23 protein-coding genes and 7 tRNA genes are annotated in these 21,652 nt (G+C 63.6%); 22 read left to right on the top strand and 8 right to left on the bottom strand.

Translation table 11 applies throughout. The features are described 5' to 3' along the window. Positions 1-27 precede the first annotated feature (27 nt). From hemE to hemQ, 3 genes are all read left to right on the top strand, one after another. Positions 28-1,185 carry a uroporphyrinogen decarboxylase gene (hemE, locus tag L8V00_RS02900; protein WP_049050520.1) on the top strand — a complete coding sequence of 386 codons (1,158 nt, stop codon included), beginning with the start codon at positions 28-30 and terminating at the stop codon, positions 1,183-1,185. After that, complete coding sequence (hemG, locus tag L8V00_RS02895) at positions 1,182-2,627, top strand: protoporphyrinogen oxidase (RefSeq protein ID WP_269944165.1); 1,446 nt, start codon at positions 1,182-1,184, stop codon at positions 2,625-2,627. Before hemE ends, hemG begins: the two co-directional genes overlap by 4 nt. Before the next feature lie 121 nt (positions 2,628-2,748). After that, the gene (hemQ, locus tag L8V00_RS02890; RefSeq protein ID WP_269944164.1) at positions 2,749-3,465 is read left to right on the top strand and encodes a hydrogen peroxide-dependent heme synthase; all 717 of its coding nucleotides are present in this window, start codon (positions 2,749-2,751) and stop codon (positions 3,463-3,465) included. Positions 3,466-3,488: 23 nt separating this feature from the next. Here the strand turns inward: hemQ and msrB are convergent, their stop codons facing one another. The 8 genes from msrB to L8V00_RS02850 all read right to left on the bottom strand — a co-directional run bounded on the left by msrB (position 3,489) and on the right by L8V00_RS02850 (position 5,936). Next, entirely contained in the window at positions 3,489-3,923 is a 435-nt protein-coding gene (msrB, locus tag L8V00_RS02885) for a peptide-methionine (R)-S-oxide reductase MsrB (protein ID WP_035003782.1), read from the bottom strand. After that, entirely contained in the window at positions 3,916-5,181 is a 1,266-nt protein-coding gene (locus tag L8V00_RS02880) for a glycosyltransferase family 87 protein (RefSeq protein WP_269944163.1), read from the bottom strand. Before L8V00_RS02880 ends, msrB begins: the two co-directional genes overlap by 8 nt. A 95-nt stretch (positions 5,182-5,276) precedes the next feature. Continuing rightward, positions 5,277-5,352 (bottom strand) — tRNA-Gly (locus tag L8V00_RS02875). A 50-nt stretch (positions 5,353-5,402) separates the two neighbouring features. Further along, positions 5,403-5,474, bottom strand: a tRNA-Val gene (locus L8V00_RS02870). 27 nt (positions 5,475-5,501) lie between these two features. Further along, positions 5,502-5,576: transfer RNA gene (locus tag L8V00_RS02865), tRNA-Cys, on the bottom strand. A 41-nt stretch (positions 5,577-5,617) separates the two neighbouring features. Beyond that, positions 5,618-5,693: transfer RNA gene (locus L8V00_RS02860), tRNA-Gly, on the bottom strand. A 46-nt stretch (positions 5,694-5,739) separates the two neighbouring features. Next, positions 5,740-5,811: transfer RNA gene (locus L8V00_RS02855), tRNA-Val, on the bottom strand. Positions 5,812-5,860: 49 nt separating this feature from the next. After that, positions 5,861-5,936 (bottom strand) — tRNA-Gly (locus L8V00_RS02850). 246 nt (positions 5,937-6,182) lie between these two features. Here L8V00_RS02850 and L8V00_RS02845 point away from each other — a divergent pair. The 19 genes from L8V00_RS02845 (at position 6,183) to yajC (ending at position 21,594) form a co-directional block, all read left to right on the top strand. Beyond that, a tRNA-Val gene (locus L8V00_RS02845) sits at positions 6,183-6,254 on the top strand. Between the two features lie 195 nt (positions 6,255-6,449). After that, positions 6,450-7,034 (top strand): copper resistance CopC family protein, encoded by a 585-nt coding sequence (locus L8V00_RS02840; protein WP_192816639.1) that lies wholly within the window; start codon positions 6,450-6,452, stop codon positions 7,032-7,034. A gap of 66 nt (positions 7,035-7,100) precedes the next feature. Next, entirely contained in the window at positions 7,101-7,421 is a 321-nt protein-coding gene (locus tag L8V00_RS02835) for a hypothetical protein (protein WP_035003785.1), read from the top strand. 105 nt (positions 7,422-7,526) lie between these two features. Then, positions 7,527-8,177, top strand: coding sequence for a copper chaperone PCu(A)C (locus tag L8V00_RS02830; RefSeq protein WP_035003786.1), 651 nt, complete (start codon positions 7,527-7,529; stop codon positions 8,175-8,177). Between the two features lie 5 nt (positions 8,178-8,182). Beyond that, the gene (locus tag L8V00_RS02825) at positions 8,183-9,436 is read left to right on the top strand and encodes a Dyp-type peroxidase (RefSeq protein WP_269944162.1); all 1,254 of its coding nucleotides are present in this window, start codon (positions 8,183-8,185) and stop codon (positions 9,434-9,436) included. Positions 9,437-9,581: 145 nt separating this feature from the next. Beyond that, on the top strand, positions 9,582-11,585 hold the full coding sequence (gene thrS / locus L8V00_RS02820) for a threonine--tRNA ligase (RefSeq protein ID WP_269944239.1): 2,004 nt from the start codon (positions 9,582-9,584) through the stop codon (positions 11,583-11,585). A 7-nt stretch (positions 11,586-11,592) separates the two neighbouring features. Beyond that, positions 11,593-12,171 carry an HIT family protein gene (locus L8V00_RS02815; protein ID WP_269944161.1) on the top strand — a complete coding sequence of 193 codons (579 nt, stop codon included), beginning with the start codon at positions 11,593-11,595 and terminating at the stop codon, positions 12,169-12,171. 33 nt (positions 12,172-12,204) lie between these two features. Next, complete coding sequence (pgsA, locus tag L8V00_RS02810) at positions 12,205-12,870, top strand: phosphatidylinositol phosphate synthase (protein ID WP_049049257.1); 666 nt, start codon at positions 12,205-12,207, stop codon at positions 12,868-12,870. Beyond that, a complete protein-coding gene (locus L8V00_RS02805; RefSeq protein WP_269944160.1) occupies positions 12,870-13,838 on the top strand; it encodes a phosphatidylinositol mannoside acyltransferase in 969 nt (322 codons plus the stop codon). The genes pgsA and L8V00_RS02805 overlap by 1 nt, the downstream gene beginning before the upstream one ends. Then, on the top strand, positions 13,835-15,016 hold the full coding sequence (locus L8V00_RS02800; protein ID WP_269944159.1) for a glycosyltransferase family 4 protein: 1,182 nt from the start codon (positions 13,835-13,837) through the stop codon (positions 15,014-15,016). The genes L8V00_RS02805 and L8V00_RS02800 overlap by 4 nt, the downstream gene beginning before the upstream one ends. Then, the gene (locus tag L8V00_RS02795; protein WP_070487576.1) at positions 15,013-15,531 is read left to right on the top strand and encodes a hypothetical protein; all 519 of its coding nucleotides are present in this window, start codon (positions 15,013-15,015) and stop codon (positions 15,529-15,531) included. Before L8V00_RS02800 ends, L8V00_RS02795 begins: the two co-directional genes overlap by 4 nt. Positions 15,532-15,621: 90 nt before the next feature. After that, complete coding sequence (pdxS, locus tag L8V00_RS02790) at positions 15,622-16,524, top strand: pyridoxal 5'-phosphate synthase lyase subunit PdxS (RefSeq protein ID WP_141741116.1); 903 nt, start codon at positions 15,622-15,624, stop codon at positions 16,522-16,524. Continuing rightward, positions 16,524-17,387, top strand: coding sequence for an acyl-CoA thioesterase (locus L8V00_RS02785; protein WP_034987869.1), 864 nt, complete (start codon positions 16,524-16,526; stop codon positions 17,385-17,387). The genes pdxS and L8V00_RS02785 overlap by 1 nt, the downstream gene beginning before the upstream one ends. A 4-nt stretch (positions 17,388-17,391) precedes the next feature. Beyond that, on the top strand, positions 17,392-17,979 hold the full coding sequence (gene pdxT, locus L8V00_RS02780) for a pyridoxal 5'-phosphate synthase glutaminase subunit PdxT (protein ID WP_049049264.1): 588 nt from the start codon (positions 17,392-17,394) through the stop codon (positions 17,977-17,979). Positions 17,980-18,109: 130 nt separating this feature from the next. Beyond that, positions 18,110-18,865, top strand: coding sequence for a YebC/PmpR family DNA-binding transcriptional regulator (locus tag L8V00_RS02775; RefSeq protein ID WP_035003805.1), 756 nt, complete (start codon positions 18,110-18,112; stop codon positions 18,863-18,865). A 31-nt stretch (positions 18,866-18,896) separates the two neighbouring features. Next, positions 18,897-19,460: a crossover junction endodeoxyribonuclease RuvC gene (gene ruvC, locus L8V00_RS02770; protein ID WP_049049267.1), complete on the top strand. Its 564-nt coding sequence runs from the start codon at positions 18,897-18,899 to the stop codon at positions 19,458-19,460. Beyond that, positions 19,457-20,092 carry a Holliday junction branch migration protein RuvA gene (ruvA, locus tag L8V00_RS02765; RefSeq protein ID WP_035003807.1) on the top strand — a complete coding sequence of 212 codons (636 nt, stop codon included), beginning with the start codon at positions 19,457-19,459 and terminating at the stop codon, positions 20,090-20,092. Before ruvC ends, ruvA begins: the two co-directional genes overlap by 4 nt. A 50-nt stretch (positions 20,093-20,142) precedes the next feature. Further along, positions 20,143-21,234: a Holliday junction branch migration DNA helicase RuvB gene (ruvB, locus tag L8V00_RS02760; protein WP_049049269.1), complete on the top strand. Its 1,092-nt coding sequence runs from the start codon at positions 20,143-20,145 to the stop codon at positions 21,232-21,234. A 45-nt stretch (positions 21,235-21,279) separates the two neighbouring features. Beyond that, on the top strand, positions 21,280-21,594 hold the full coding sequence (yajC, locus tag L8V00_RS02755; protein WP_035003811.1) for a preprotein translocase subunit YajC: 315 nt from the start codon (positions 21,280-21,282) through the stop codon (positions 21,592-21,594). Positions 21,595-21,652 lie beyond the last annotated feature (58 nt).

Here is a 21,652-nt window from a genome sequence, read left to right as displayed (position 1 = left end):
GTGAGGCGCGCCGAGGGCGCTGGCATAATGGCATCTATGACGAGTGAGCCTATTGATTGCCCCATCCAAGCTGATACCGCTGCCGCCGAAGCGCGGCGTCGCGCCCACAAGGATGCGCCGTTCCTCGCCGCAGCGCGCGGAGAAACCCCTAGTCGCCGCCCGGTGTGGATGATGCGCCAAGCCGGACGCTCGCTACCGGAGTACCGCGAGATCCGTAAAGACTACGGAATGCTGGAATCCTGCTTTAACCCGGAGCTGCTCGCGGAGATCACCCTGCAGCCGGTTCGCCGGCACGACGCGGACGCGGCGATTCTGTTCTCCGACATCGTGGTGCCGCTCAAGGCCGCAGGAGTGGATCTGGATATTGTGGCCGGCCGCGGTCCCGTCGTACAGCACCCCGTGCGCACGGCAGAGGAGGTAGCTGCGCTGCCGATCGTGGAGAGCAGTCAGCTCGATAGCATCGTCGAAGGCATCGGCGGTGTGCTGGAGGGGCTGCGCGACGACCAGGTCCTCATCGGTTTCGCAGGCGCGCCCTTTACCCTCGCCTCCTATCTCGTTGAGGGTGGCCCCTCGAAGAACCACGAGGTCACGAAGGCCCTGATGTACTCGCAGCCGGATGTGTGGCATGCCCTGATGCGCCAATTGACGCCCACTATTATCCGCTTCCTGCAGGTTCAGGTAGAGGCTGGTGTGGATGCCCTGCAGTTGTTTGACTCCTGGGCCGGCTATCTGACGGCGCGGGATTACCGCGAGTTCGTCCGCCCGTACTCCACCGAGATTTTCAATGCGATGCGCGCCTACGGCGTGCCGATGATCCACTTTGGCGTGGGCACCGGGGAGCTGTTGGGCGACATGGCTCTGGCCGGCCCCGACGTGGTGGGCGTGGATTGGCGCGTGCCGCTGGATTCCGCCGCCACCCGCGTATCCGCCGCGTTGCAAGAGGCTAACCCGACGGCGGAGCCGACCACCCGCGCCAAGGCGCTGCAGGGCAACCTGGATCCGGCTGTGCTGTTCGCTGGTTCGGACGTTGTAGAGGCGCAGATCGCCCGCATCTGTGCCGAGGCCGACCGCGCCATCGAGCGCGGCCAGGCCCGCGGACACATCTTCAACCTGGGGCACGGGGTTTTGCCGAACACCGATCCCGATGCCATCACCCGCGCCTTCGAGGAGGTTCACAAGCGATGAAGGCCAACCAGTTTTCCTGCCACTTCGAGAAGCTTGACACGTCCGGTCTGGAGGAGCTGCGCGTCGCCGTGATCGGCGGCGGCATCGCGGGTCTGGCCGCGGCCTGGGAGCTGCGTCGCCAGTTGGGGCCGGGCGCCCGCATTTTGCTGACTGAGGCCTACGACCGCCTGGGCGGAAAGCTAAAGACGGTGAACTATGCCAACGGTCCGGTGGATATGGGAGCGGAGGCCTACATGGGCTTCCGCCAGGATTTCACTGAACTGGTTGAGTCCGTTGGGCTGGGGGACCAGCTGTGTGTGCCCTCTGGCCTGCCAAGCGGTTTCTATGTGGACGGTGCGCTGGTGGATATTCCGCGGCGCACGTTGATGGGCATCCCTTCCCGCGGCGCGGACGTTGCCGAGGTGGTGGGGCAAGACGGTGCTGCGCGCATCGACGCCGAGCGTAACGGGCATCCCATGACCTGGACGCCGGGACAGGACACGTCAGTCGGACAGTTGGTAGAAGCCCGCCTGGGCCGCATTGTGGTCGACCGCTTGGTCTCCCCGCTGCTGGGCGGCGTGTATTCCTGCAACGCTTTTGACCTGGGAGTGCGCGCCACGCTTCCGCAGCTGGCGGCGGAGCTGGATCGCCGTGGCGCGGAGGGCCAACCGTTCTTCCTGGTGGATGCCATCGAGCACCTTCTTTCCCAGCGCCCCGAGCCCAAGGAGGGGGAGAATCCGAAGCCCGTCTTTCGCAGCTTGCGCGGGGGTTACGCCAGCCTGGTAGACGCGCTGGTGCGCCACGCAAATCCGGAGCTCCTGCGCAACACCGCAGTGGAATCCATCGGCCGCACTCGAGGCGGCTACTACATCGATCCCATCGGCGAGTTCGATGCCGTCATCGTCGCCACCCCGGCGCCCACTGGGTCGGCCATCCTGCAGTACATGGCTCCCACCGCCGCGGACGTGCTGGGTGAGATCGACCTCGCCAGCAGCGTAGTCGTCGGCATGCGCATGGCTTCTGCACACGGCATCCCGGAGCGTTCGGGCGTTCTTTTGGGAAGTGACGCCCCCACGGAGGCGAAGGCTTTCACGTTCTCGTCTCGTAAGTGGCCGCACCTGGCCGAACGCGGGGGAGCCATTGTGCGGGCTAGCTTCGGCAGCTTTGGCAACCCGTGGCACCTGGAGGTAGATAACCGTGCCCTGCTGAGCTTCGCGGTCGAGGATCTGGAGCGCATCACCGGCGAGCGGAAGACCCCGGAGGAGTATTTCGTCCAGCGCTGGTGGGGCGGCCTGCCGCGCTATGGCGTGGGCTACATGGACGCAATGTCCAAGGCTTACGACGAGGTGTTGGACATTCGCGGGCTAGCGCTGGCCGGTTCGATGCTCAACGGTGTGGGCGTGCCCGCAACCGCCGCTTCGGGCGTGGAGGCCGCGCGGGAAATCATCCGCGAGATGGCGTGATCCACCCCACGCCTAGCTCCTCAGGAGGGTGATCTCGCGTAGATTGGATTTGGTATAAGCCGTTAACGGCTGCCATAGAACCTATGAATGGAACTCAGAAAGGCTAAAGAGGCTAAACACCATGACTGAACTGAACGCGCAGGAAATCAAGCGTCTCAACGCCGTCGTTCGCTTCGCCACCTACTCGGTCTTCAAGATCGAGCCGGGCGTGCTGGGGGATCGCGCGGAGGTAGCTGCTGATTTTCAGGCATTCATTGATTCCTTTGAGGATGAGGATCTGGTTATCCGCGGTGTCTACGACCTGTCCGCACTGCGCGCCGAGGCCGACGTCATGATCTGGTGGCACGCGGAGAAGATGCAGGATCTGCAGGTGGCCTACCGCCGCTTCCTCAAGGAAACCAAGCTGGGGCAGGCCTGCGAGCCGGTATGGTCCAACACCTGCCTGCACCGCCCGAGTGAATTCAACAAGGCTCACCTGCCGTCCTTCATCATGGACGAGGAGCCGGGCGATTGGATCTGCGTCTACCCGTTCGTTCGCAGCTACGAGTGGTACACCATGGATCGCGCGGAGCGCTCCCGCCTGCTGCGCGAGCACGGCAAGGCCGCCCTGGGCTTCGACGAGGTTCGTGCTAACACCGTTCCCGCCTTCGCACTGGGTGACTACGAGTGGATCCTGGCCTTTGAGTCCCCGACCCTGGAGCGCATCGTCGAGCTGATGTACAAGATGCGCTACACGGAGGCTCGCCACCACGTGCGCGAGGAAATCCCGTTCTTCACCGGTCGCCGCGTTAACGGCGACAAGGAGGAGCTGGCTAGCTTCGTGGAGTCGCTGGCCTAGCAGCATCCGGCCCTAACTGGGCTCTAGCTGGCCGGATCCTCGGCCGGCTGCAGCGTCAAAGCAATGCTGTTGATGCAATAGCGCAAATCAGTGGGCGTGGGATAACCCTCGCCCTCGAAAACATGGCCCAGGTGGCCTTCGCACTGCGCACACAGAACCTCGATGCGGCGCATGCCGAGGGAATCGTCGACGCGGGTAATCACCGCGTCCGAATCCTTCGGGTCGAAAAAGCTCGGCCAGCCGCAGTGCGAGTGGAACTTCTCGGTCGAGCGGAACAGTTCCGCGCCGCAGCCCTTGCAGGCGTACACACCCTCGGTTTCGGTGTCCGTGTACTCGCCCTTAAAGGGGGCCTCGGTTCCGGCCCGGCGGAGCACGGCGAACTCCTCAGGGGTCAGGCGCTCGCGCCATTGTTCGTCAGTGAGCTCGCGGAAATCAGCGGTGGGGTTCAACTCAGTCATCAGTTGCTTCTCCTGTCTTTGCCTTATCCCGGTAGAAAAGACCGTTCGTGTGTACATCGCCTAGCGGGTGGACGTTGTGGCGTCGATCCCTAAAGAACCACATCGTAGAGACCACCGCAGCGGCGACCAGCAACAGTGACCAACCAATAGTGCCGCGCGTATATTCCGCCACCCGGCCGTAGTTGACCCACCGGTCCGAGAACCACGAATCGTGGCTGAAGAAGAAGTACACTCCCAGCCACGCCACGGGGCTGTGCATCACGGAGCGGGAGGAAAGAACCGTGAAGAGGATCGGCAGCAGCAGCATCGAGTAGTACATCTGGCCCAGGCTGCTAATCAGGAACACGCCCGTCAGAAGCACGCCGGCGGTGGTGGCGGACCACATCACCGGATCGCGGTCGCGGAAGCGCAGCAGCATCGCCAGCGCCACGAGCACGCAGATGGCGGCCAAAATGCGCCACAGCCAGATCGTCCAATCCGGGAAGCCGAAGTACACGCCCACGCCGGGGATCGACGAATTCGCGAAATCCCGCACCCCGCCGAGGTAGGGCAGCAGCTTGTCGAAGTAATCGCCCGCGTTTGTGGTGAGCGGCCAGGCGATGACGTTCATGGCGACCGGGATCGCCAGTCCAGTGGCGATGGTGGACAGCTGGCGGCGCATCAGGGGAATGAAGAGCAACGGCAGGAACTGCGGCTTGATCGTGATGGCCAGCCCGATGACGATACCCGCCAACACCCCTCGGTTGTTGATGAGCAGCCACAGGAACAGCGCCTCGGCCAGCAACAGCACGCCGTTGATGTTGCCGAACCCAAGGGTGTTGGCGATCGACTCGGAGCTGAAGAGGAAGAAGATGCCGACGGGCAGAACCCAGGAGCGCAGGGAGTAATCAAAGAGCTTCGTGAGCACCACGACCGCCAGCACCGCCGCAACACCATTGCCGACCACGTACACGGCCCGCGCCAGGTCGACGTTCGTCAGCAACGACAGGGGGCTCAGCAGCAGCGTGGCGCCGGGGGAGTAGAGGTAGTGCGGATCCGTGGAGGAGTAGTCCTGGTCGTAGATCGCCTCCTGGGCTCGGAACTTGTACAGCGCTGAGATGACCGTGCCGAAGTCGTCGGTGAGTCGCGAGTTCCAAGGGTGAAGGAAAACGCGATGGATAAAGGTCATTACAGCCAGCGGCCACAACACCCAGCAGAGGATCTGGGAGGTGTTCACGCGGCTTTCTGCACGTGTAGAGGAAGATTTCTCGGCGTTCATCGCCGACTAATTTTAGCCCCCGAATCTCCCCGGGAGTGCTGCCACGCCGCTGGTAAGGCATGAAAAAAGGGGGCTTGGCGCCCCCAAAAAAATTTTGGAGCGGATGACGAGGCTCGAACTCGCGACCCTCACCTTGGCAAGGTGATGCGCTACCAACTGCGCTACATCCGCGTGCGAAAGGTTTTTAAGCCTTCGCAGGTGGATCCTGCAATGGGATCCTGTGCGCGATACTGGGATCGAACCAGTGACCTCTTCCGTGTCAGGGAAGCGCTCTCCCGCTGAGCTAAACGCGCCTATAGTTCACTATGTGTAAAAGAATGTGGAGGTGGAAACGGGAATCGAACCCGTGTACACGGTTTTGCAGACCGTTGCCTAAGCCACTCAGCCATTCCACCGCGGCAAGAGATTCTTGCTCGTGGCCCACTTTAGTGAACCGTGGAGCGGATGACGAGACTCGAACTCGCGACCCTCACCTTGGCAAGGTGATGCGCTACCAACTGCGCTACATCCGCGTGCGAAAGGTTTGATCCTTCGCAGGTGGATCCGAAGCGGATCCTGTGCGCGATACTGGGATCGAACCAGTGACCTCTTCCGTGTCAGGGAAGCGCTCTCCCGCTGAGCTAAACGCGCTAAAACAACAACCCAAGCCCCGAAACTAGCTCGGGATATTGCTTGAGCGTGGAGCGGATGACGAGACTCGAACTCGCGACCCTCACCTTGGCAAGGTGATGCGCTACCAACTGCGCTACATCCGCATAAGCAACCTTGAACGCTTAAAAGCGATTCTTCGTCGCTGCGACAACAAACACTAGCCTGTTAGTCACCTAGTTCACAAATCCCCAGGTAGATAAGGGCTTCGGAAGGCTGCCCTCGCGCCGATTAAACACCGTTGAACTACAATCTTGCAATTCAGCAATATGGCACGAAGGCGGCTAGAAAGTGGCACCTGCCTACGGGTTTTGGTCTTGCTTAGCGCCTAGTGGTACCTTTCCCTCTTGTAAGGTTCCATAGCTCAGTGGAAGAGCGTTCCGCTCACACCGGAAAGGTCGCTGGTTCGAACCCAGTTGGAACCACAATTCACCGCCTGGCGTTCTCGCTGGGCGGTTTTCTTTTCCCCCCCCCAGGTGCCCCCGTCGGGGTCGGGCTGGGAACTCTTTGCCCGCGGCGCCCGACTACTTCCACAGCGCTGGAAAACTTCGCAGCATTGAGGCCAATCTTTTCGGCGCTATGGTGTTAGCAGTGTCGTGACAGAAAGGTTCACCGTTTACATGCCTCGCCGTTTTTCTTCTTTTGGACGCCCCTTCGCCCGCATCCTCGCGGCATCTGGAATGGTTGCCGCCGTTTCCGTGGGTTTCGGTGCTCCAGCCTCTGCCCATGACGTCGTGGTGAAATCCACCCCGGAGGCCAATTCCACGGTCGACCACCTGCCTGAAAAGATCGTCCTGAACTTCTCGGGCGAGCCGCAGGAGGGCTTCAACACCATCGCGCTGTCGCACGATGGTGAGGTGCTTTTCCGCGATGAGCCGACGGCCGATGGCCGAGAGCTTTCCGTGGATGTTCCGGCTGATGTGCAGGAGAAGAAGGACGGTGGCGAGTACACCGTCGGCTACCAGATCACTAGCTCCGACGGTCACTCCACCCGTGGCAGCCTGAAGTTCAATCTGGCTTCCGCGGATGGCGGCGAAGGTAACGGCAGCGGCGGAAGCCAGTCCGAAGGGGGCTCCGAGGAGGGGGCACAGGGGGAGCAGTCCCTGAGTGTTCCTTCTTGGTTATTGCCTTTGGGCGGTATCGTCGTAGTTGTGGGTGCTTTGGCAATCGCCATCGCACGCTTTCGCGACTTGAAGGACGACTAGCCGACAGTAGGGTAGAGCGTTCCTCATGTCCGATTAGTTGACGATTACCTGATCAGGAGATTTCCCGTGAAGAAGTTCCGCTCTGCAACTGCTGCCGCTCTGGCTCTGACCACTGCCCTCGCACTGTCCGCATGCACCCCTCCTAACGAGAATGACGGCGACCAGCGCGAGGACACCGCAACCACCGGCCCGGCTAGCCCGAGCATCCAGTCCACCGAGGAAGCAGCTACCGACTCGTCCGAGTCCGAGGCTGAAGCGACCGACGCTACCGATGCGGACGAGACCGACGCTTCCGTAGAGACTGAGATGGACGGCGCTGAAGTGGCTACCGATAACGCCGAGGCAACCGCCACCGGCGCAGCATCCGCGTCGGGTGCCACCAACTAGCACGCGAACTACTAGGAATCGCGTACAGCGTGTTCGGGGGAATAAGCCCCCGGACACGGGAAAATGGTTGGGAAGCCCGCACGCCTTTTAATTGAAAGGTTCGTTATGTCCCTGACCTCCCTGAATAACACCAAGAAGCGCGCCGCAGCCGTGGCTGCCGTCGCGTTGAGCAGTGCGCTGTTCCTTTCCGCATGCTCGGACGATGGGGAAGGCAAGAACGACGCTTCCACCTCGGCGGAGACTACGCAGTCCGCTGAGTCCGCAGAGTCCGCTGACGACAAGGCTGCGGACGAGCAGGCTTTGGAGTTCAACGACTCCTATGTCACCGCCAAGCCTGCCGACAAGAACATGACGTCTGTGTTCGGCACCCTGCACAACACCACCGACAAGGACATCACTATCACCGAGGTGAAGGGTGACATTGACGGTGCGAAGTACGAGCTGCACGAGGTCAACGACGACGGCGAGATGCAGCAGATCTCCAGCCTGACTATCCCCGCGGGCGAGGATAGCGTGCTGGAGCCGGGCGGAAACCACATCATGATCATGGAAGTTTCCGACGAGATCGCTGCCGGCGATTCCCTGTCCTTCACCCTGGTCGACGAGGATGGCAAGGAGTACAAGCTGGAGAACGTTCCGGTGCGTGTTCAGCAGTCCACCCACGAGCACTACGGTGACGAAGATGGCGGCAACATGGAGGGCATGGACGGCATGGACGGCATGCAGCACGGCGAAGAGCACGGACACGAGCACTAATACCCATGCCTGACTCCGCACGTTTTCGTTCTTCCATTTCTGACGCCCCCACCCCCGAGCCCCCCGAAGGTGTGAAGTTCACCCGCCGTGGATTCTTCGCGGGACTAGGAATGACCGGCGCCGCATCCGTCCTGGCAGCTTGCAGCACGGCAGAAGACTCTGCTGGTACAGCTGGCAATAGTGGTGCTGGCGATGGGGCGTCAATAAGAAAGATTGATTTCGATGGCCCGCACCAGGCGGGTATCCGGGAAGACTCGCAGAACCACGCGCTGTTGGTGGCTTTTAACCTCAAGAGGGACGGGCTACCGCGCGGGGGGCTGAAGAAGAACCTGGAGCGCCTGATGCGCATCTGGACCGGTGATGCGCGTTCCCTAACCCAGGGGCAGGTTGCCCTGGCGGACCTGGAACACGAGCTATCTATAGCCCCGCAGAACCTGACGGTGACTGCGGGGTGGGGACCCAAGTTGATCAAGGATGCGGACTTGATTGGCGCGGCTCCTTCCTGGGTGAAGAAGAACCTCAATGGGCTGCCGAAGTTCAAGGGAGACAAACTCGACCCGGACTTTGGTGGCGCCGACGTGGTCCTGCAGATCTGTGGCGACGACCTCACTGCCGTGAGTCATGCCGCGCGCGTGCTGACCCGCGGCGGTCGTGATTATGCGACGCCGAAGTGGACCCAGCGCGGATTCGTGGATTCGCCGACAGGCGAAACCCCGCGCAACCTGTTGGGCTTCAAGGACGGCACCGCCATTCCCCGCACCGACGAAGAATACGACGAATCTATCTGGGACGACCAGGGCGGCAGTGCCATGGTGGTTCGCCGGGTTGTGTTCGACATGCCGGGGTGGGAGCAGCTGGATCGCAAGTCCCGCGAGGTCGTGTTCGGCCGACACGCAGACACCGGCGCGCCACTGGGCGCGAAGGACGAGTTCGACCCGGTGGATCTGAACAAGACCGGCGATGATGGTTTGCCGATGATCGACGAGCGCAGCCACGTGGGCATCTCCGCGGGCGAGGGCACCCATATGCGGCGCCGCGCCTACAACTGGGACAACGAAGTCACGCCTCTGGGCAACAGCGGGCTGATTTTCATCTGCTTCCAGGCCGACCCGGACGAGGCATTCACGCCTCTGCAGAAGCGCCTCGCGGAGAAGGACCGGCTGAATACGTGGATCACCCACGTCGGTTCAGCGGTGTTCTGGGTACTGCCCGGCACGCAAAACGGGGCGTACTGGGGGCAAGAGATCCTGGAGGGGTAGAATCTACGGGCGTTGAGGACCGTCACCAGGTATGTGACCGTCACTAAAGCCCGAGAAGGAGCACGATCCACAAGTGAGTACCCCCGAAATCACCCCAGTCGCCGTTACTTTCCGCGTTCCGGCTGGCACCCCGGCCGGAGCCGCCATGCGCGAGCTGGGTCTTCCCAACAAGGGTCCGGAAGCCATCGTTTGTGTGAAGGAGACCGAGGGGGAGGACGCCGGCCAGCTGCGTGACCTTTCCTGGGCGCCTGAGCAGGACGTGGACGTCGTCGCCGTTCCGGCTAACACCGATGAGGGGCGCGGCGTAATCCGCCACTCCTGCGCCCACGTGCTCGCACAGGCAGTGCAGAAGGAATTCCCCGGCACCAAGCTGGGAATCGGCCCGGCCATCGACAATGGCTTCTACTACGACTTCCAGGTTGCAGAGCCCTTCACCCCGGAGGATCTGAACAAGCTGGAAAAGACGATGAAGAAGATCATCAAGTCCGGCCAGAAGTTCGAGCGCAAGGCTTATGCCGACGCAGAGCAGGCTCGCGCGGAGTACGTAGACGAGCCCTTCAAGACCGAACTGATTGCCGACAAGGGCAATGTGGATCCGGACTCCGACGAAGCCACCGAGGTCGGAACCGGCGAACTGACCGCCTACAGCAACGTGAACCCGCGCACCGGGGAGGTCGAGTGGTACGACCTCTGCCGCGGCCCGCACGTGCCGACCACCCGCTACATCCCAGCTTTCGCCCTAACCCGTTCCTCCGCCGCCTACTGGCGCGGTGACCAGTCCAAGGCCGGACTGCAGCGCATCTACGGCACGGCTTGGGAGTCGAAGGAAGCCCTGGCGGAATACCAGACGATGATGGCGGAGGCCGAGAAGCGCGACCACCGACGCCTGGGCCAGGAGCTGGACCTGTTCAGCTTCCCCGACGAGATCGGCTCCGGCTTCCCGGTATTCCACCCGGACGGCGGCATTGTGCGCCTGGAGATGGAGGAACACTCCCGCAAGCGCCACATTGCCTCCGGTTACAGCTTCGTCAACACCCCGCACATTACGAAGGGCGACCTGTTCCAGAAGTCCGGTCACCTGGACTTTTACGCCGACGGCATGTTCCCGCCCATGCAGCTGGACGGGGAGACCGATGACGAGGGCAACGTTACCAAGCCAGCGCAGGACTACTACGCCAAGCCCATGAACTGCCCGATGCACAACCTGATCTTCGCCTCGCGCGGACGCTCCTACCGTGAGCTTCCCCTGCGCCTGTTCGAGTTCGGCACCGTGTACCGCTACGAGAAGTCCGGCGTGATTCACGGCCTGACCCGTGCGCGTGGCTTCACCCAGGACGACGCGCACATCTACTGCACCGAGGATCAGCTGGAGCAGGAGCTGACCACCGTGCTGGAGTTCATCATCTCCCTGCTGCGCGACTACGGATTGGATGACTTCTACCTGGAGCTATCCACCAAGGATCCGAACAAGTTCGTGGGCACCGACGAGATCTGGGAGCGTTCCACGCAGATCCTGGAGCGTGTGGCCACCAAGTCCGGCCTGGAGCTGGTTCCGGATCCGGCGGGCGCGGCCTTCTACGGCCCGAAGATCTCTGTCCAGGCTCGCGACGCCATTGGGCGTACCTGGCAGATGTCCACCGTGCAGTTGGACTTCAACCTGCCGGAGCGGTTCAACCTGGAGTACACCGCGCCGGATGGCTCCAAGCAGCGCCCGATCATGATTCACCGTGCGCTCTTCGGCTCCATCGAGCGCTTCTTCGGCGTGCTGCTGGAGCACTACGCCGGTGCGTTCCCTGCATGGCTGGCCCCGCATCAGGTCGTGGGCATCCCGGTCGCTGACGAGTTCAACGAGTACCTGGAAAACTTCGCTGCGGACCTGCGCGCCCAGGGCATCCGCGCGGAGGTCGATACCTCCGACGACCGCATGCAGAAGAAGATCCGCAACCACACCACCGGCAAGGTGCCTTTCATGCTGCTGGTCGGTGGGCGCGATGTGGAGGCGAACGCGGTGAGCTTCCGCTTCCTGGACGGCACCCAGGTCAATGGCGTGCCGCGCGCGGATGCGCTGCGCATCATCTCCACCTGGATCGCTGAGCGCCGCAACGACCAGCCGAGCTCGGAGCTGGTTCAGCCGCTGGTGGAGGCTTAACACCGCAGTGGAGCAGCAACAGGAACCGGAACAGCAGTCCGAAGCGTATGTGGACTTAGGCGTGGGCTCCCAACCCGACCTGCAAGGCGGGCTGGAGCGACTGTGGGCGCCCTACCGCTCCCAGTACATCGCCAAATCCAAGCGATCTGCCGACCCCTTCGCCACGCTGCCGGAGCTTTCGGACGAAGAGGCGCTGATTGTCGCCCGCGGCAAGTCCGTCTACTGCGTGCTGAACCTGTACCCGTATAACCCCGGCCATATGCTGGTGGTTCCTTATCGCCAAGTGGCCGATTACACGGAGCTCAGCGACGCAGAAACCGCAGAGCTGGCGGAGTTTACGAAGTTTGCGCTGAAGGCACTGCGGGCGGTTTCCAAGCCCGATGCGGTGAACGTTGGCCTCAATTTGGGCAAGGCCTCCGGAGGCTCCATTCCGACACACCTGCACCAACATATAGTGCCCAGGTGGGCCGGTGATGCTAACTTCATGACAGTCATGACGGGCACCAAGGTGTTGCCACAGACGCTGCGGGAGACCCGTGCGCTGCTGGCGGAGGCCTGGGAAAGCGTTACCCGTTCCACCGACTAGCGGTTCAGACCATTAGGGAGAATAACTTCAGCGATGCTTAGCGTGCACGGCCGTGGCCCCGCCGCGGTCATCATTGAACCGATTGCCCGGGTGCTGCACAAGATGGGGATTACCCCCAACGCAGTGACCGTTTTCGGCACCCTGCTGGCGATCGGTTTCGCGCTCTGGCTGATTCCCTCTGGTCATCACTTCGCCGCCGCCGTACTGATCGGCCTTACGGTCGCCACCGACATGGTGGACGGCACGATGGCCCGCATGCGCGGCGGCGGCACCCGCTTCGGCGCCACGCTAGACGCCACCTGTGATCGCCTCAGCGACGGTGCCATTTTCGGCGCCCTGGTGCTCTGGTTCGGCCTGCAGGAGCCCGCGAACGTGGTGATGATGAGCGTCTGCCTGGTCATCCTCGTCGCCAGCCAGGTCACCAGCTACGTGAAAGCCCGCGCGGAGGCCTCGGGCATCAAGGTCGTGGGCGGGCTCATCGAGCGGCCGGAACGCCTCATCATCTCCCTGGTCGCCGTCGGTATCGGCGGCCTCGGCGTGCCGCACGTTCTGGCGTGGGGGCTGTGGATTCTCGCCGCTGGTTCGCTGTACACGGTCGTCGAGCGGCTGGTGATTGTTGCTCGTTCGGACGCCGCGTCCCAGACCATCGCCGCCCCCGAAGGGGCCCGCGAGTTCCCCGCCGAGGGGAGTGAGTGTTAATGGGCGAGCGGCTGTCTGCCGCGGCGTATATCGCCGGTTGGAAGATAACCTCCAAGCTGCCGAAGCCGGTGGGGAAAGCATTGTTCGAATGGGGCGCGGACGTGGCGTCCAAAAAGGGCAAAGGGCCAGAACAGCTGCGCCGCAACCTCGCCCGCATCGTCGGGCCGGAGAACGTCACGCGCGACCTGGTGCGCCGCTCCATGCGCAGCTACATGCGCTACTGGCGCGAGGCCTTCCAGCTGCCGGCGATGGCCGGACGCGAGCTGGCGGAGGAGCTCAACCGCAATTTCGTACCGGGCTCGCTGGAGCTGCTGCACGCGAGCGCCGAGTCCGGCCGGGGCACCGTCATCGCCTTGCCACACGCGGGCAACTGGGACATGGCCGGGGTGTGGCTGGTGCACCACTACGGGACCTTCACCACCGTCGCGGAGCGCCTGAAGCCGGAGATCCTGTTCGAGGCGTTCGTGGAGTACCGCGAGTCGCTGGGATTTGAAATCATCGCGCTGACGGGCGCGGACGTGCCTCCCCTGGAGCGGATGGAGGAAGTGCTGCGCGGTGGCGGGACCGTGTGCCTGATGGGGGAGCGCGACCTGACTGGCCACGGGGTAGAGGTGGAGTTCTTCGGGGAGAAGACCTCTATGCCCGCGGGTGCGGCCTTGCTGGCGCAGCGCACCGGAGCGAACCTGTTCACCGCGCGCGTGGCCTTTCGAGGCGGTTCGACGGATCCTCGTCCCGAGCGGCGGGGCACGCCGGAGACCTGGGAGCACGAGGTCACGCCCGTAGATGTGGAGGGGCGGAGCCTGCAGCAGATCGTCCAGCAGATGGCGGACAACTTCGCCCGCGGCATCGCCATGGATCCGCAGGATTGGCACATGCTGCAGCCGCTGTGGTTCTCGGACCTATCGGAGGCGCGCCGCAAGCGCCTGGGGTTGGGTGAAGACAACCAGACGGAAGGGCAGGGCCAATGAGGGTAGGAATGGTCTGCCCGTACTCCTTCGACGAACCGGGCGGCGTACAGATCCACGCCATCGACCTGTGCACGGAGCTGCGCAAGCGCGGCCACGAAGTCAGCCTGATCGGCCCCGGCAAATCCACCGAGGGCCTGCCGGATTTTGTGGAGCTCGGCGGATCCAGCATTCCGATCCGCTACAACGGCTCGGTCGCACGCCTGAGCTTCGGCCCACGGACGAAGAGGCACTTGAAGCAGTGGATCCGCGACAATCAGTTCGACCTTTTGCACATCCACGAGCCGAACTCCCCGTCCTATTCGATGATGGCCATGGCCGTGGCGGAAGGGCCGATCGTGGCGACGTATCACGCCTCGGCCAGCGAGTCGAAGATCCTTAAAGTGGCGCTGCCTTTCCTGCGCCCGTACCTGGAGCGCATCCACGGTGGCATCGCGGTTTCCGAGGAGGCCCGCCGCTGGCAGGTGGAGAACCTGGCGGGCGACCCGGTGCTGATCCCCAACGGCGTGGAGACCTCCGTCTACCGGAACGCTGAGCCTCTGGCCGGGCTGGGTACGCTCGAGCAGCCCCGGCCGCGTCCGCGCCTGATGTTCTTGGGCCGTTTCGAGGAACCCCGCAAGGGCCTGCAGATTCTGCTGGAGGCAATGCCGCGGATCGTCGCGGAAGTGCCGGATGTGGAGCTGCTGATCGCCGGTGGCGGCGACATCGACGCCCTGGTTGAGCGCGTGCGGAAGCTCGGACTGTCCGTCTGTGTGGGGTTGGGACCCAGCGCGAAGCCTAGTGACGCCCACGTGCGCGTTCTCGGGCGCGTCAGCGACGCGGACAAGGCCAGCGCGCTGAGCGCAAGCGATGTCTACGTGGCCCCGAATACGGGCGGCGAGAGCTTCGGCATCGTCCTGGTGGAGGGCATGGCGGCTGGGGCGGCGGTGCTGGCCAGCGACATTCCCGCCTTTGAGGCCGTCGGCCAGCACGGAAGGTCTGCGCGCCTGTTCCGCAATGGTTCGGCCGAGGACCTGGCCGAGAAGGCTATCGGCCTGCTGCGCGACGATGAGGGGCGCGGCAGGCTCATCGCGGCCGGGGCGCAGCGCGCCGTCGATTTCGATTGGCAGACGGTGACCGACCAGGTGGAGCAGGTGTATGACACGGTGACGGTCAAGGGGCGAAAGGTGACACTGGCATGATCACGATTCCCGTGTGGGGCTTCATTGTCGCGGTGGTTTTGATCCTCGCGATCGTTGCGGGCGTGTGGGCTTCAGGGATGGCCAGCCGGCTGAACCGGTTGCACATCCGCACGGACTCCGCGCGCGTAAGTCTGGAGGGGGCGCTGCACTCCCGCTCGAGCGTGGTCGCAACGCTGCAGCCGGAGCTAGGGCAGGACGTGGCGCACGTGAACCGCGTAGCACTGCGGGCCACCGACATGGGTGCGCGCAGCGAGGCGGAGAACGAGTTGCTGAGCGAGTTGGATTCGCAGGTGTGGACCAACCCGAACTTCCTGGAGGCCTCGGCGAAGGTAGACCTGGCGGCCCGCTTCTACAACGACGCGGTCTCTGATACCTTGAGCGTGCGTTCCCGCCCGCTGGTGCGCGTCCTGCGATTGGCCGGCCGGGCGCCGCTGCCGGAGTATTACGAAGCCCTTCTGTCCAGTCCCGCACCCAGCGAAGATTCCGCCGACAACGGGGGCTCCGCGGAGGGCTAGTTTTAATCCAATCCCGATAGTGGGATTGGAAAGTAGACAGGTTAGACTAGAGCCGATCTAAAACTCTTCATAGATGGGAAGTTAAGCATCGTGACCAATAATTCTTCAGCTGCGAACACCGGTACCGCTCGCGTGAAGCGCGGCCTGGCCGACATGCTCAAGGGCGGCGTGATCATGGACGTCGTTACCCCGGAGCAGGCAAAGATCGCCGAGGATGCCGGCGCCACCGCCGTGATGGCGCTGGAGCGCGTGCCCGCCGATATTCGCGCCGAAGGTGGCGTTTCCCGCATGTCCGACCCGGACATGATTGAGGGCATCATCAATGCCGTCTCGATCCCTGTTATGGCCAAGGCCCGCATTGGCCACTTCGTCGAGGCACAGGTTCTGCAGTCCCTGGGCGTGGACTTCATCGACGAGTCCGAGGTGCTCACCCCGGCCGACTACAAGAACCACATCGACAAGTTCGACTTCGAGGTGCCCTTCGTCTGCGGTGCTACCAACCTGGGCGAGGCCCTGCGCCGCGTTAACGAGGGTGCGGCCATGATCCGCTCCAAGGGCGAGGCCGGCACTGGTGACGTCTCGAACGCCGTCACCCACATGCGCACCATCCGGGCGGAGATCAACCGCCTGACCTCCATGGCAGAGGATGAGCTGTACGTGGCCGCCAAGGAGCTGCAGGCTCCCTACGAGCTGGTGCGCGAGGTTGCTGCCAACGGCAAGCTGCCTGTCGTGCTGTTCACCGCCGGCGGCATCGCTACCCCGGCCGACGCTGCGATGATGATGCAGCTGGGCGCCGAGGGTGTCTTCGTCGGCTCCGGCATCTTCAAGTCCGGCAACCCGGAGCAGCGCGCCCGCGCCATCGTGCAGGCCACCCAGAACTACGACGACCCGGCGACCATCGCCAAGGTCTCCCGCGGCCTGGGCGAGGCCATGGTTGGCATCAACGTCGACGAGATCCCGCAGCCGCACCGTCTCGCGGAGCGCGGCTGGTAATGTCTCCGCACCGTCCGAAGATCCTGGATGTCCTGGATCTAGAGCGCATCGACCGCGACATCTTCCGCGGCAGCCCGCTGCCGTCGAAGCTGGCGCGCACGTACGGCGGCCAGGTTGCCGCGCAGGCTTTGGTCGCGGCCACCCGCACCGTCAGCGAGGACTTCGCCGTGCACTCCCTGCACGGCTACTTCGTTGGCCCGGGCAACCCCGATGCGTCGACGGTGTTCTTGGTCGACCGCGTGCGCGACGGTCGATCCTTCGTCTCCCGTTCGGTGAAAGTGGTGCAGGACGGCAAGGCGATCTTCAGCATGCAGGCCAGCTTCCACATCCGCGACGACCACGGCCCGCAGCACTCCGACGAGATGCGTGCGGTGCCGGACCCGGAGTCCATCGCGGTGGATACCGAGTCGCTGACCCGCGTCCAGCGCCTGTTCCGCGACGAGTGGGCCGACTGGGACGTGCGCATCGTCCCGCCGGAGGACTACGAGCACAACAAGTACACGGCCTCCCAGCAGGTGGTGTGGTTCCGCACGAAGTCCAAGCTGCCGGACATCGACACCCTGCACGTCTGCACCCTGGCCTACATGTCGGACATGACTCTGCTGTCGTCCGCGCTGGTGCCGCACCGCCCGGCGGAGTTCCAGGAGGCCTCGCTGGACCACGCCATGTGGTTCCTGCGCCCCTTCCGCGCCGACGAGTGGCTGTTGTATGACCAGGTTTCCCCGTCCGCCCACGGCGGCCGTGCGCTGACGCACGGGCGGATTTTCAACCAGCAGGGCGACCTGGTGGCCGTGGTCACCCAGGAGGGGCTCACCCGCACCCTGCGCGACGGCGCCCAATCGGTGCCACTGAAGGAGCAGTAGGCCGATGATCATTGGCGTGTTGAGCGTGCAAGGCGGGTTCGTCGAGCACATGCGCAGCATCGAACGCCTGGGCCACGAGGCCCGCGCCGTTCGCCGTCCCGAACACCTCGAAGGCCTCGACGGGCTGATCATGCCCGGCGGCGAGTCCACCACGATGTCTAAGCTGCTGGAGCTCGGCGGAATGCTGGAGCCTCTGCGGACGCTGGTTGCCGACGGCCTTCCCGTGTTCGGAACGTGCGCCGGGCTGATTCTGTTGGCCGATCGGGTCTTGGACACTCGTAGTGACGCCCACAGCTTGCACGCCATGGACATCACAGTGCGGCGCAACGCCTTCGGCCGCCAGGTGGACTCCTTCGAGACCCAGTTGCCGTTCGGGGATATCGACACGCCCGTAGAGGCCGTGTTTATTCGCGCTCCCAAAGTGGAGGAAGTGGGCGACGGGGTAGAGGTTGTGTCCACTTTGCCGGACGGCACGGTCGTCGGCGTGCGGCAAGGCAACGCGCTGGGATGCAGCTTCCACCCGGAGCTTTCCGAGGATGACCGCGTGCACGAGTACTTCCTGCGAATGGTCGAGCAATACGGCGTGGAATAGCTGCCGCATAGCTTCGGCGGTTGGGGCGTAGGGGCGTCATAAAGAAAAAAGCGACGTACGTGACGGCGGCTACACCGTGGGGGTCTAGTATGGAAGCGATACAAACGAACCCGACTACCGAAAGAGGATCATGGCCGGCCACTCCAAATGGGCAACTACCAAGCACAAGAAGGCTGCCAACGACGCAAAGCGTGGCAAGGAATTCGCCAAGCTGATTAAGAACATCGAAGTGGCGGCCCGCACCGGTGGTGGCGACCCCAGCGCAAACCCGACGCTGCAGGACGCGATCACCAAGGCCAAGAAGTCCTCGGTGCCCAACGACAACATCGAGCGCGCCCGCAAGCGTGGCTCCGGCGAAGAAGCCGGCGGTGCTAACTGGGAAACCGTGATGTACGAAGGCTACGGCCCCAATGGCGTGGCTATGCTCATCGAGTGCCTGACCGATAACCGAAACCGCGCCACCACCGACGTGCGCACCGCCATGAACAAGAACGGCGGCAACATGGCGGATGCGGGCTCCGTTTCCTACCTGTTCACCCGCAAGGGCGTGGCAGTGCTGGACAAGGGCGAGAACACCGAGGACGACATCCTGCTCGCCGTGCTGGACGCCGGCGCGGAAGAGGTCAACGACATCGGCGAGAAGTTCGAGGTCGTGTGCGAGTCCTCCGATATCAACGCGGTGCGCGATGCGCTGAAGGAAGCCGAGATCGACTACGACTCCATCGAACTCGACTTCCGTGCGTCCATGGAGGTTCCGGCGGATGCCACCACCGCGAAGAAGGTGTTCAACCTGATCGACGCGCTGGAGGATTCCGACGACGTGCAGAACGTGTTCACCAACATGAATGTGCCGGATGACGTGCTGGCGGAGCTCGACAGCGAATAATTAAAACACGTGTGCTATTCTTGGCTACACGATGAACACTCCACATAATTCCGCCTGGGGCAGCCCCGTCGGCGGCCCGACCTCGCTGGCCGGGCTGCGCGTCATGGGGATAGACCCCGGGCTGACGCGCTGCGGACTATCCGTGGTGCAGGCGGGGAAGGGGAGGGCCGTGTACCCCGTGGCCGTAGGAGTGGTGCGCACTCCGTCGGACATGCCGGTGGAGCAGCGCCTCGACAAACTCTTCAACGCGGTGGAGGAGTGGTTCGACGACTATCAGCCACACGTGGTGGCGCTGGAGCGCGTGTTCGAACGCTCGAATGTTTCCACGGTGATGAACACCGCCCACGCCTCCGGCGTGTTGATGCTGGCCGCCGCCAAGCGCGGGGTAGATGTGCACATGTACACACCCAGCGAGGTGAAAAAGTCCATCAGCGGCAACGGGCGGGCGGACAAAGCGCAGATGACGCGCATGATCACCCGCATCCTGGGGCTAAGCGAAGCACCCAAGCCGCCGGATGCGGCCGATGCGCTGGCGCTGGCCGTGTGCCATTGCTGGCGGGCGCCACTGAACCATCTAGTAAAGGGGAAACCATGATCGCATCGCTGCGCGGAACCGTGATTGATAAGGGCCTGGACTACGTCATCATCGAGTGCGCGGGCGTGGGTTACCAGTGCACCGGTACCGCCACCACTATTTCGGAGCTGCCGAGGGGCGAGGAAGTCTTCGTGACTACCGCGATGGTGGTGCGCGAGGACTCGCAGACGCTGTACGTGTTCAAGGACGCAGACGAAAAGCGCGCCTTCGCCACCCTGCAGTCCGTCTCCGGCGTGGGCGCCCGGCTGGCTTTGGCGATCCTGTCGGTTATCAGCCCGCAGGAGCTCGCCCGAGCGGTATCCAACGGCGACCACAAGACCCTGCAGAAGGCCCCCGGAGTGGGCAAGCGCCTGGCCGAACGCATGGCTGTGGATCTGAAGGGCAAGGTGGCGGATCTGGGAGAGATCGCGGATACCGGTGCTGCGGGCGCGGTTGGCGCGGCCGGCGTTGCAGGTGACGGCCAGGCCGTGGCGACGGACGTGCGGGAACAGGTCCTCGAGGCGCTCGTGGGTCTCGGGTTCACGGAGTCCAAGGCAGGTACCACCATCGACGCTGTACTGTCCCAATGGTCCGCCCCGCAAGCCCCGGACGCTTCCGGGCTGCTGCGCGCCTCGCTGGCGGCTATTAAATAGGCACAGGCAAGCCCAAGTACGCTGCTGAAGAATAGGGGAGACTGGAGACCATGAGCGACACCGAGCGCACAGAGTTTGAACTTCCACCGGGCGTGGGGCCAGGCGCCGCACCCGGCGGCCAAGGCTTCTCCCAGAACGCGGACCTGGACCCGCAGCAGTCCGCCGGGGAATCGGACATTGATACTTCGCTGCGCCCCAAGTCACTGGATGAGTTCATCGGTCAGCCGAAGGTGCGCACGCAGCTGGACCTGGTGTTGGGCGGCGCGCGCTCCCGCGGGGTAGCCCCCGACCACGTGCTGTTGGCCGGCCCGCCCGGGTTGGGCAAGACCACCATGGCGATGATCATCGCCCAGGAGCTCGGCAGTTCCCTGCGCATGACCTCCGGCCCCGCCCTCGAGCGGGCGGGCGATCTGGCCGCCATGCTCTCCAACCTGATGGAGGGCGACGTGCTGTTTATCGACGAGATCCACCGCATGGCCCGCCCCGCCGAGGAGATGCTCTACATGGCGATGGAGGACTTCCGCATCGACGTCATCGTCGGCAAGGGCCCCGGCGCCACCTCCATCCCCATTGAGATCGCCCCGTTCACCCTGGTGGGCGCCACCACCCGTGCGGGCATGCTCACCGGGCCGCTGCGCGACCGCTTCGGCTTCACCGCCCAGATGGAGTTCTACGACACCGCCGATCTAACCCGGGTCGTCACGCGCGCTGCGGGAATCTTGGGAGTTGAAATTACTGGTGACGCCGCAGCGGAGATCGCATCCCGTTCCCGCGGAACCCCGCGCATCGCCAACCGACTGCTGCGCCGGGTGCGCGACTTCGCGGACGTGAATGCCGACGGAAAGATCACCGTCGAGGTGGCGCGTGCCGCGCTGCTGGTCTTCGACGTGGACGAATCTGGTCTGGATAGGCTCGACCGGGCGGTCATCGAAGCCCTGGTGAAAGGCCACGGTGGTGGCCCTGTGGGCGTCAACACCCTTGCGCTGGCGGTAGGCGAAGAACCGTCAACGGTCGAGGAAGTCTGCGAGCCCTACCTCGTGCGCGCCGGAATGGTCAGCCGCACCCCGCGTGGGCGCGTAGCGACGGCGGCGGCGTGGCGGCACATCGGTTTGGAACCGCCTGAGGGCACAATCGGGCTATAGCGGGGTAAAGAGGATGTGGAACGGGCATATGGCAAAATTGTCACTATGCCATTTGAAATTATTCTCATTGTCCTTGTCCTACTTGTGTTCGTCGGCTTGCCGCTGGTCCAGATCCGCAAGCAGAACAAGCGGATTCAGCAGATCCGCCAGTTTCAGGATCAGCTGGGTCCGGGCATGGTTGTCAAGACGACCTCCGGCCTCCACGGCCGTGTGGTCCACGTGGGGGATACGACCGTCGACCTGGAGATCGCGACAGGCGTGGTGACCACCTGGGAGAGGGTTTCCATCCTGGAGACCGTCGACTCTGTGGAGCCGGGCTCGCAGCAAGAGACGCAGCTGACCGAAGAAAAAGAAGACTAACTAGCTGGTTCGGTATTCCGTTTGTCCGAACCCAGGCGTTAGTATCACGGGGTTAGAT

The organism is Corynebacterium evansiae (assembly GCF_027570065.1).
Classification (GTDB): domain Bacteria; phylum Actinomycetota; class Actinomycetes; order Mycobacteriales; family Mycobacteriaceae; genus Corynebacterium; species Corynebacterium evansiae.
This window is presented reverse-complemented; position numbering and strand designations above follow the sequence as displayed.